5 protein-coding genes are annotated in these 7,722 nt (G+C 61.1%); 2 read left to right on the plus strand and 3 right to left on the minus strand.

Going from position 1 to position 7,722, the window contains the following annotated elements; all coding sequences use genetic code 11:
• On the plus strand, positions 1 to 633 hold a 633-nt coding region (locus OEX18_15210; protein MDH4338617.1), incomplete at its 5' end, for an insulinase family protein.
• A 6-nt stretch (positions 634 to 639) separates the two neighbouring features.
• Here OEX18_15210 and OEX18_15215 read toward each other — a convergent pair.
• Entirely contained in the window at positions 640 to 4,389 is a 3,750-nt protein-coding gene (locus OEX18_15215) for a S8 family serine peptidase (GenBank protein MDH4338618.1), read from the minus strand.
• A 118-nt stretch (positions 4,390 to 4,507) separates the two neighbouring features.
• On the opposite strand from OEX18_15215, the gene OEX18_15220 reads away from it, so the two are divergent.
• Positions 4,508 to 6,295 carry a T9SS type A sorting domain-containing protein gene (locus tag OEX18_15220; GenBank protein MDH4338619.1) on the plus strand — a complete coding sequence of 596 codons (1,788 nt, stop codon included), beginning with the start codon at positions 4,508 to 4,510 and terminating at the stop codon, positions 6,293 to 6,295.
• A 97-nt stretch (positions 6,296 to 6,392) separates the two neighbouring features.
• Here OEX18_15220 and OEX18_15225 read toward each other — a convergent pair whose 3' ends face one another.
• Together OEX18_15225 and OEX18_15230 are read right to left on the minus strand one after the other, a co-directional pair.
• Positions 6,393 to 6,533, minus strand: a complete 141-nt coding sequence (locus OEX18_15225; GenBank protein ID MDH4338620.1) for a hypothetical protein — start codon at positions 6,531 to 6,533, stop codon at positions 6,393 to 6,395.
• Between the two features lie 323 nt (positions 6,534 to 6,856).
• On the minus strand, positions 6,857 to 7,722 hold an 866-nt coding region (locus OEX18_15230; protein ID MDH4338621.1), incomplete at its 5' end, for an aminotransferase class I/II-fold pyridoxal phosphate-dependent enzyme.

Below are 7,722 nucleotides of genomic sequence, written 5' to 3' on the forward strand. Positions count from 1 at the left end.
TGCCGCGAGCGCTTCCGTTTTCCGGAGGGGACGCTCGCGCGGGACACCACGCGCCTGCGCAAGCCGCACGTGGTGCGCAAGCACGTGCGCCGCAAGCTCCACCAGCAGCACGTGGTCATGGGGCGCCGGACGTTCTCGTTCCTCGACGAGCGCCGCTACCCGATGATGGTGCTGAACGCGATGATGGGCGGCGGGATGAGCTCGCGGCTGTTCCAGAAGGTGCGCGAGGAGCTGGGGCTCGCCTACAACGTGTTCACGTACCTGGACCACTCGCGCGACACGGGGATGTTTGCCGCGTACATGGCGGTCAATCCCGGCAACGTGAAGAAGGCGATGAAGGCGGTGGCGGCGGAGTTTGCGGATGCGCGCAACGGCGGCCTGACCGCCGCCGAACTGGACGACACCAAGGAGCACATCAAGGGACGCATCCTGCTGGGGCTGGAGACCTCCACCTCGCGCATGATGCGCCTGGCGCGCAACGAGATCAGCTACGGCTACCAGATTCCGGAGCGCGAACTGATCGACCGCATCGACTCGGTGTCGCTGGACGACGTGCGCACGCTGGCGCGCGAGCTCTTCGACGTCGAAACGTTCACCACCATCTCGCTGGGGCCGTCGGCCGCGGGGGTGTAGCGCCCGCTACTTGATCAGCGTCATTTTCTTGGTCTCCGTGAACGAGCCCGCGACCAGCCTGTAGAAGTATACGCCCGTGGAGACGGCCGAGCCGTTGTCGTTGCGGCCGTCCCAGACCACCCGATAGACCCCACGATCGCGCCGGTCGTTGACCAACTCGCGCACCCGCCGCCCCGCGACGTCGTAGATCACGAGGCTCACCTTTCCCGGCGCCTTCATCGAGAACGCCATCGTCGTGGTCGGATTGAAGGGATTGGGGAAGTTCTGTTCCAGCCGGTTGTGGTAGATGCGCTCGACGAGGGGATCGACCACGCGGCCGAGTGTTCCCACACCGGCCATCCGGGCGGCGGCCGCAGCCGCTCCCGATGACTCCACGAGTACATCTCCCACCGTCAGATCGAACTCGCCTTCCCCGATCACCACGGGGTCGCTCCCGCTCACGTCAAACACGAGCCGCCCCAGATGCGCGCTGGCGCCGGTGAACGGCTCGGAGAGCCGGACCCCGAAGAAGTGCTGCAGCAGGCCGTCGCGCTCGACCGGCGCCGATAGCACGAGCCCGATCGGATTCTCCGCGGGCTGCCAGGATACGAACGAGACCCGCTCGTTTGCGGGGAGGATCGAGAAGACCGCCGCGGTGACGCCGGTGAACTCCTCCACATCCACATCGACATAGAGCCGGTGCGTGGTCGCCGTGGGGTACTCCTCGGTGAACTGGAGCCTCACCGTGGCACTCGACAGTGCAAGCTGCTGGACCATGTTCGCGAGGCCGTGAGTGCTCGTGTGACCGTAGTGCGCCCCGAAGAACGCGAAGTCGGCCGCACCCACGTCGTTGTCCGCGTTGATGTCCACCGAAGCATCGTAGGGCTTGGGTGGGGACTGGTAGTGCGCGCTGAACTTCGCCCAGTCCGCCACGGTTATCTGCCCGAACTGGGCCACCGCGTCCATCGATCGCACGTTCACCGCGGCCTGGGTCGTGAGCGGATATCCGTTCAGGAGGACGGCAACCGGGTCGTCGATACAATAGTAGCCGAACTCGGTGTGCTTGATCGTGGTGTCGTAGTCGGGGGACTCGGCCGGAGCGGTCGCGGTCACCAAGCTGTCGTTGTCCATGACCTTCGCGGCGAGCCCGGCGATGTCCAGGCGAATCTCGCTCGCGCCGACGTCCCGCGTCAGAACGCTTTCATCCAGATCCACAGTGATAACAAGCGTATCCGCATCACCGGCTGGGCATCCCCGGACGAGGCTGCTCGTGGTAACCGTCGCGGCCGGCGCGCATTCAACCGGAAGAGCGCCAACCCGCTCCGAGAAATGCGGCCCGCGTGCTGCCGGAGAGAACGCATAGAGCGAGTAGTCTCCATTCTCCGCATCACAGAAAGCCGGGTTCTCGTTCCAGACTGCCTGGCCGGCAGTCACCCACCCGGCATCCGTCACCGAGCCGGAAGCCGTCGCATTTCCGTAAAGCACCGAATTCGAGACGGTGGCGGAGCCCGACCAGCCGCTCTCCGAGCGGACCGCCGGACCTCCGTTGAACGCCACCACGCACTTGTCGAACGCGGGTGTGCTTGCCCCGGCAGCAGCGAGTGCCGAGCCGGCATTGTCCGCGACCGTGCACTTGGTGAACGCGGTGGTGCCCGCGTCCGTATTGATGGCTGAATTGGAGTCCGTGTTCTCAGTGATCAAGCAGCCGCTGGCGGTGATCCCCGCGTGTGCGTCGATGGCAACACCGCAATCGGTGACAGTGCAATTCGTCAATGTGATTGCCCCGTCGTTCTCTATCGCGTGGGTGGCATTCTTGATCACGACATTTGAGAGGCTGGCAGTACCCGTTGACGCGACCTTGATCCCGATCCAGTCGCTGTCAGTGGGATCGGAGTCGGTGAAGGACTCGAAAACCACAGGGTTCTCGGCGGTCCCATTCACGATGAGCGCGCCGTTCACGACAATCTGCACACGGTCCGTATCGGAACCAGCCTGCTCATGGTCGGGCGCAACGAACACGCTGCAGCCGGCAGCAATGGTCAGCGTTACCCCGGACTCGATCGTGAGGTCGCCGGAGATGTAATAGTTGCCGTCGCGGGTGTCGGTGGTGAGCCATGTTGTGCTGGTTGACATGTCGCCCCACTCTGTGAGGGCCCTATAAGCATTCACTTTGCCGTAGCCGTACATGAAGCTGTCAGCTTCGGCCCAGTAGTACTCGCATGACCTCAGGAGTCGATGTTTCACCTGTACGCTGTTCAAGCTTGGAAAGCGAGAACGAATGAGCGCGACGACACCCGTCACCTGCGGGGCAGCGAAGGATGTACCCTCTCCTGAGTAGGTAGTGATTTCATCTGGGGCGCAATTCGATCCAGTACACTGGGTATGACTATCCACTCTAATCCCGCGAGTAGTATCCGGCCCGACCTCTATTGGTGCCACGCAATCAACAAGCCGGCTATTCGTCTTGTACCTGCTGTATGCGACCCGCTCGGGCCCGGCAGGACCCGTTCTTGACATTCCACCGACCGACACTACCGAGGGATCTCTCGCGGGATAGAGTACACCCGAGCCTGCATTGACCGACGCATTTCCGGATGCGGCAACGATTACGCAGTCATAGCTTCCGTTTGGGTTCGTCACCTCGCCGATCGCCGTTACAAAATCCTCAACAAAGTCACCCATTGTTAGGCTTCCAACGCTCATGTTGATGACTCGACAAACTCTGCCCATAGCTCTCAAAGCGATGGCCGCCTGCCCAGAGCCGACGGCACAGAAAGCCCGGACATTGTACGCGGAACAATTGTGTGCGATGCCCACAATGTCGCTAAAAGTCTCCGTGGAGCCTGGACGCCGGGGTTTCAGGCGATCGAGCCTACCGAGGGCGATACTCGCGACCATTACCCCGTGGGGCTCCCTCGAAGTCACCTGCCATGAAATCGGTTTGCAGAGCTTCTCGGCCACTTCAAGATTCCAATTGTGCGGAACGCCGTACCAGAACGCACCCTCGCCGTTGTCGGCGCAGGTTCCGCAACCCGGTGACACATTTGTGCCGATGACGTTGTCGACAACCATGTCGCCGCCGCTCCCGCAGCCGCCTGATCCATCGTCGCAACCGTCCAAGTCGACGCGGTTCAGAACTCCTTTTGCTCCATGATCCTCGGCGTCCAGGTAGAATTGGGCGAAGTCGCTGTGAAGGCGCCACCCAGTCGTTCCGGTCGTGTCCACGAGGGTCCCGCCATCAAAGATACCGACAACAACGTCGGGGTCACCTTCCTCAATGGTCCACGCCTCCGGGGCGTCAATATCAGATTTGTCGCCAGCATCCGAATTATCGAGGTACCACTGGTCGTTGAACCGCGGGGTGTCCGTACCAGGTAGGGTCCGGACTGTGCCAAGGAGCTCGAAATATATCAGGCCGTTGGGTGTGACGCTCTCGAATTGGGCAAATTGAGAAAAGTCACCCGCGACATCAAGCGGGTCAGCTGATCCTGAGTAGAAGAGAAGGAAAGCTCTGTCGCTTGACGTGCTCAGACCGTAGTCGGGAGTGAGCTTGAGCATGAGTTGCCCGCCAATGCTCGCGAACAAGCTGTCCACTTGCGGCGATCCAACGCTTGCTGGGGAAGAGGCAATCTCGTTTTCGGCGGGCATGTACGGTTTAGCAAACGTAACGATCACGACGCCTTGCTCATAGTCGACTCCGGCCTCCAATGCGTACACCCCGGAAGGGACGGCCAATCCCATGCACATAGCTACAAGACCAGCAATACCGGAACGCATTTGTTACCTCCTCGGCTGCTGTGCTACACTAGGACAATCTATCGAAGGGGAGGGGAGTGCCTTGTGAGGTTTCTTGCCATCGCTCGTATCCCCTTTGTGCGGCAGGAGGTACTCTAACATGAATCGACGCGCCCTCACAGCCATGATAGGCATTGGGCTGATGACCGTGCCTCTCCTCTCGCTCGCCCAGCTCCCTGCAGATCTCTATTTGGCGACGACCGCTCCGGACGCGCTGATCTTGGGAGCATCAACTTTCCATCGGACGGCATACGGATTCGCGCAGGGGGACTTCAACGGTGATGGCAAGCCAGACCTTGCCGTGCTTTCCGATGGGGAGGACTCAGCTGACGGGTACGCGTTCGTCTCTGTTCTGTGGGGGCCGCCACCCCTTCAAACCACGACAGATCTCCTCACCTACGCCAACGTTTCGATTGTGAAAGCCCCACCCGGTGAACTCGGGTCGTTGTCACGACTGGTGGCCGGAGACTTCAACGGAGATGCAGTCGACGACATCGCTTTCAGCGCCCCTTGTCACTATTCGAACGGTAACTGCGATGGAACCGTCTATGTCGTGTTTGGCACGGTGTTGTTTCCCGACACGTTGGATCTGATCAGCGGCACTTCCCCCGGCTCTATGGTCCTGAGGGGAAGGACTGGTATCGGTGGCGCGCTGGGGATGATGCTTGACAGTGGGGACATTAACCGCGATGGGCTGGACGACCTCCTGATTTCGGCGCCTCTTGGCATTCCTCCCACAAGCGAGGTCTACATGCTCTGGGGTGCGACAGTGTTGCCTGATCAGATCTCGATGAACGACGCGGCGCCGGGTGTTACGCGTTTCATCGATTCAAGGACGTATCAGTCCTCGGGAAGAGGACTTGCGTGGGGCGATGTGGATGGTGACAAGTGGCCAGATCTAGTCATCGGTTCTCCCGGCGAGGGCCAGGACAACGGCGAAGTAACGATTCTTTTCGGAGGTGACGAATTCCCTGACTCGCTGCTGCTGGCAACCCAACCCCCGGGCTCAAAGCGTTTTCGCGGCGCTGGACTGCACGACCAGGCTGGTTACCGGGTGGCAGTTGTCGACATGAACGGAGACGGTTGTGGTGAACTCGTGGTGTCTTCATACAGGGCACAACCGAATGGTTGCGACGCATGCGGTGAAGTCGAAATAGTGCGCGGTGGGGCATCTCTTCCTGCGACCGCTGTTCTTGCACCATCGGAACTACCTATGCTGCGGCTGCTGGGTGACCCGACCATCAGCGTGGGCGCTCTGGGAGTGGAGCTTTCGACAGGCGACGTGAATGCCGATGGCTTTGGAGACGTCATGCTAACCACCAAGTCGGACCTTCTCAATCCGAGCAATGTGGGATATGTGAGCGTTGTTTATGGAACGTTCACCTTGCCCGATTCCATCCACGTGGGTTCTGGTCCGGGCGTTACACGCATCCATGGTGTCGGGCATGATGACCGCTTTGGCATGGGGCTCGCCGCATTCGACATGAATGGGGACGGAGTCGATGACTTGCTGCTCGGTGCTCCGTACGCCAGTCCGCTTGGGCGGTATCAGGCGGGCACTGCGTCTATTGTGTATGGGCAAGCGTGGAGTACGGGTGTTGCTTCTACCCCGGCGCTAAGGCTTCTTCCTAACAGGCCGAATCCGTTCAGCATTGAGACAACGATTGGGGTAACGCTACCTAATCAGTCGGAAATCGATGTTGCCATCTTTGACGCGCAGGGGCGGCTGGTTCGGCACGTTGCGGATGGCGTTGCCAAGATGGGCGAACACGCGTTTCGCTGGGATGGTCGTGATGAGCAGGGGCGATTGGTCGCGAGTGGCGTCTACTTCTGCAGGGTAAAGGCAAGCCAGCAGACAGCCGTAAGCAAATTGGTGCTCGTCCGCTAGCGCGGGCCACTCCCCTCTGGTCAATATTCTCCTTTCGAGACGAAACGGGCCGCGTCACACCGACGCGGCCTGTCTTGTTTCTTACGAGCAGCAACGACTAGCGGTACATCGCCTTGAGCCTTCCCCAGGTCGTCTGTTGGGTGGGGACGATGCACTGCGGCGCACAGTAGGCATCGGGGTTGACGTAGAGGGGGCCACGGGTGGGTGTCTGTTCGAGATCGAAGGTGCAGGTCTGCACGATAATGGCACCCAGCCACTCAAACTTCGGGTGTGCGACCAGTCCGCGTGATTCGTAGGGAGACCGGGACCTGCCGATTTCAACCCATCGAGTTTCCCTTCCGCAATGCTTTGTGGAAGATTCACCGCGCCCCAGAAAATGTGCAGAAACGCTTTCAGGTCCGGAGGGAACTGCTCGATGCTTGGCCAGCGGGTACCCGGACGATCGAATTCGACGGCCGGGATGACAACGGCCGCGGTGTCTACTTCTGCCGCGTGACCGCGAACGGAAGTTCGGCGGTTCTCAAGCTCATGATTGTGCGTTGACGTGCGGCGCGCTTATCGTCAGCCGAACTTGAAGCCGCTCGCGCGCACCTTCTCGAACAGGCGCGCGATGCGCGTCTCGTCGATCACCATCGAAATGCGCATGAAGTTCTTGCAGTGGCTGCCGAAAGCACTCCCCGGTGACACGATCACGCCCGTTTCCTTGAAGAACTCCTTCGCAAACACGCCGGCGTCCGCGTAGCGCCTGGGCACCTGGTCCCAGATGTACATGGCCGCGCGCGGCGGGGTGAGGTGCCAGCCGAGCTGGCTGAACCCTTCGATGAACTGGTCGCGGCGCCGCCGGTACTGCTTGCGCTGTGCCTCGGCGTAGTCGGTGGGACTGTTGAGGATGTCGGCGCCGGTGCGCTGGATGGCCATGAACTGGCTGAAATCCATGTTGGCCTTGATCTTCACCATGTCGGCGATGATCTGCGGATTGCCCAGCACCCAGCCCAGGCGCCAGCCCGCCATGTTGTAGCTCTTGGAAAACGAGTGGAACTCCACCGCCAGTTCCTTTGCGCCGGGCAGCTGCATGATGCTCGGCGTGGGCGTGCCGGGCTCCAGCGAGAGCTCGGAGTAGGCGAGATCCGACACCACGATGAAGTCGTATTTTTCCGCCAGTTCCAGCGCCTTCTTGTAGACCGGGAGCTCGGCGGCGGCGCCGATGGGGTTGTTGGGATAGTTCAAGAAGAGGAACTTGGCGTGCTCCCAGGCCGAGTGCGGCAGGTCGTCGTAGTCGGGCAGGTAGCCGTTCTCCGGGCGCAGCGGCAGTTCCACCACGTTGGCCTCGACGATCTTTGCCGCGCCCAGGTACGCCGGGTAGCAGGGTGTGGCGATGATCACGGTGTCGCCGGGGTTGATGTAGGCGAGCATCAGCTTGGCGATGC

Source organism: Candidatus Krumholzibacteriia bacterium, assembly GCA_029865265.1.
Lineage (GTDB): Bacteria > Krumholzibacteriota > Krumholzibacteriia > WVZY01 > JAKEHA01 > JAKEHA01.